The following is a 2,856-nucleotide window of genomic DNA, read 5'->3' as shown; positions in this document are numbered from 1 at the left end:
CCGTATGCTTATTTGAAGGACGTCCTCACGCGCCTGCCGACGCAGCGGGCGAGTGAGATTGCGGAGCTGCTGCCGCATAGATGGCAACCGGTTTAGTTGCGCAAGGCGGGATGCCCGGACGCATACGCTACACCAGCGAAAGCAGCAGTATTCATTGGGATCCTCCAGGTCATGTTCGATTGGGACATTTTCGCTTCCCGTACCTGAAGAATGTGCTGCTTTCGAACCGCATTAGCGTCTGAAAAGCGGGAGTCTCGATTTTTTGATTAACGCAGTCTCGAGCGTCATTTCTCACGTTCAGCAAATCAGCTTTTCACTTTTAAAAGCCTTTTAATTGTTTTTATCTTGTTGTTCTCTTGTTTTTAGAACGCTGCAGGCCTTGTATTACGGGGCTTCCAGAGCATCATCGACTACTAATTGCGGTAAAGCGACTACAGATTCAGGCTTTGCGACTAAGGATTACGGCTAATACGACTACAGATTCCGGCTGCAACGACTACGGATTGCGGCCGTTATCCACAGCCCAAAACTCCTAATTCTGTCTTGGTCTATCGACTACAAATTGCGGCTGAATGGGTGGGTCTTACCACGGCACCCAGTTTTTAGGTTTTGATTTCAGGACAATTCTCGCACTGAAATTGAACAGCCAGTCGAGATTTACTCAAAAAACTCGCTAATTCACTGATTTATATAGGATTTATTTATAATAGGACCTGTACTGAATCAGTAGGAGCAAATTTCGCTTTCCACGCATCGGTCGGTCGAAACAAAGCCAATACGACAGCAGTAGGACCCAATCGACTACAAATTACGGCTACGTCTGTGAGCGGCCAGTATGTGTCGACTACAAATTACGGCTGCCCAATGACGGCTTGAAAGCCACCGGGTCGGGCATCTGTATCGGCTATTGACTACAAATTACGGCTATCACAATGGTCAATATTCGATCATCGACTACAAATTGCGGCTAATGTTTGTTCTCTGAATCACTCGATTGACTACAGATTACGGCTACTCTCTATCGACTACGGATTCTACGTATTGTGTAAAAGTCTAGATTCGACATCGCTGAAACGCCCGTATTTGTTAGCTTTGCGTTGGAGATCGCGCCGCGGGTATCGACTACAACGCATTCTCGATGTAGGGTTTGGCAACCTAGCGTAGGGCCAGTCATGTCCAATTTATCCAAGCCGAACAAGTCAGAACCAAAGCAACTCAGGGTTACTAAATCCAACACGTTGATTACGGCCTCGTATCGGCTAACACTCAACGAACAGCGTTTGATCTTGGCGGCCATTAGCAAGCTTGATCCCAGAAGGCCCATGCCTAAAAAGGTGTCGGTGTCTGCTGCAGACTATTCGGATATCTATGGAGTACAGCTCCGACACGCGTACGAGCAGATGAAAGTGGCTGCGGATGAGTTGTACGAGCGAGATATAAAAACCTTCGATGGATCTGGCATGGAGCGGAAGCGATGGGTTGACCGCGCTAAGTACCTGGATGGAGAGGGCAGGGTAGAGCTGTCATTTACGATCCACGTCATGCCATACCTATCGATGCTTTACAGCAAAGTGACCAGTTATGACCTGCGGCGTGTTGCATGCTTAGACTCGATCCACTCATTCCGCCTATTCGAAATGCTCATGCAGTTCCGCAAAACCGGTTGGGCATACATAGAGGTCGAGTCTTTACGGGTTGCGCTCGGTTTATCGGAGGCCTACCAACGATTCAATAACCTTCGCCAACGGGTAATCGACCCGGCCGTTGCTGAGCTCAAGGCGAAAAGTAATCTGGATGTTAGCTATGAGTTGAAAAGAGAAGGCCGAAAAGTAATAGCCATCAAATTCACCTTCTCCGACCTGGCACAGCTTGCGCTTAATCTAGAACTAGAACCTGAAGATCTTCCACCGCTTCCCGATTTTGACCACGAAGAGGAAAGTGAATGGCTGCTCAGTAGGTCGCTCGGAGAAATAGCTGAAGCCCAGGAAGCAGGGCTTCTGTTCGAGGTGTCTCCCGATGGCGCTGAACTGCCTAGCTAACAAGCCGTGGTCATTTGACGACCACTTGCTGCTTGAGCCGGCAGTAAGCGCGTTCTCTACTCAGGTAGCTGGAGGAGGGTAGTGCTCAGTTACAAGGGACAACAGTGAAGAGACTTCGACGCCAATGGCTGACGTCTGCGCTGGACGCTCGTCCAGCTAATTTGAGTTCTTCGAAAATTAGCAGCGCAAACGACATTGCAGCCTCGTCATCTTCGTGAAGGTTGACGATTACGATCGGGAACCGGTCACCATCGTCAGAATCCGGCCGTGCAATTGCGACGGTCTGAATTCCCCAGGAGTTACCGTCGTCGAAGGGCTCCACAATAAATCGGATCAGACGGATGATCCTACCGTTACGAATCAACTGGATTAGGTCGCAACAGAACAAATCTGTTTGGTTCTGCGGACAAAGTCTGCTGGCTGTCATTCTGTAGCTGCTCCCTTGATGTGTCTGAATCCTGTCAGCACTGCATAGAATCCCAAACTTCACCTTTCACATTGGTATGAGCAGTTTTAAAGGAGTGCGGGTGCATTCTGTGCTCCTGGTTGGGAATGGTTGAACGGCTTCGTCATAGATCAACAGCGGGGGTGTGAAAATGTCGAAAGGAAATCGCCTGTTCCGGGGGCCTGAAAGTCATGCTGCGGAAAAACTATCCAGGGATGCACTAGCGCCATTTCTGAAAGATAGAGTGTTAAACAGCGTGCAAAAGTTTCCAGATTCCCGGGGTAAACAGCGTCCAATAGTTTCCACCCCGGTGTGTGCAACCATCCGGTCTTTTGGCTGGAGAATCTGGGGTGATATCAATGGACATCATTG

The 2,856-nt window shown here is 49.2% G+C and carries 3 protein-coding genes; all 3 read left to right on the top strand.

Annotated features, from left to right (window positions below):
- Positions 1-96, top strand: a 96-nt coding sequence (locus BLL38_RS29650; RefSeq protein WP_130898290.1) for a transposase domain-containing protein, incomplete at its 5' end; no start/stop codon positions are given.
- 1,076 nt (positions 97-1,172) lie between these two features.
- Positions 1,173-2,039 carry a replication initiation protein gene (locus BLL38_RS29645; RefSeq protein ID WP_076965359.1) on the top strand — a complete coding sequence of 289 codons (867 nt, stop codon included), beginning with the start codon at positions 1,173-1,175 and terminating at the stop codon, positions 2,037-2,039.
- A gap of 596 nt (positions 2,040-2,635) precedes the next feature.
- On the top strand, positions 2,636-2,856 hold a 221-nt coding region (locus tag BLL38_RS31305; protein ID WP_207303172.1), incomplete at its 3' end, for a hypothetical protein.

It is taken from the genome of Pseudomonas gessardii (genome assembly GCF_001983165.1).
Classification (GTDB): domain Bacteria; phylum Pseudomonadota; class Gammaproteobacteria; order Pseudomonadales; family Pseudomonadaceae; genus Aquipseudomonas; species Aquipseudomonas gessardii.
Note: the sequence above shows the minus strand (reverse complement) of the source record. Positions and strands in the feature narration are given on the sequence as shown.

What these genes read in the sequence shown, in the direction of transcription:
- BLL38_RS29645 (WP_076965359.1), top strand. Translation starts at nt 1,173, where the DNA reads ATGTCCAATTTATCCAAGCCGAACAAGTCAGAACCAAAGCAACTCAGG.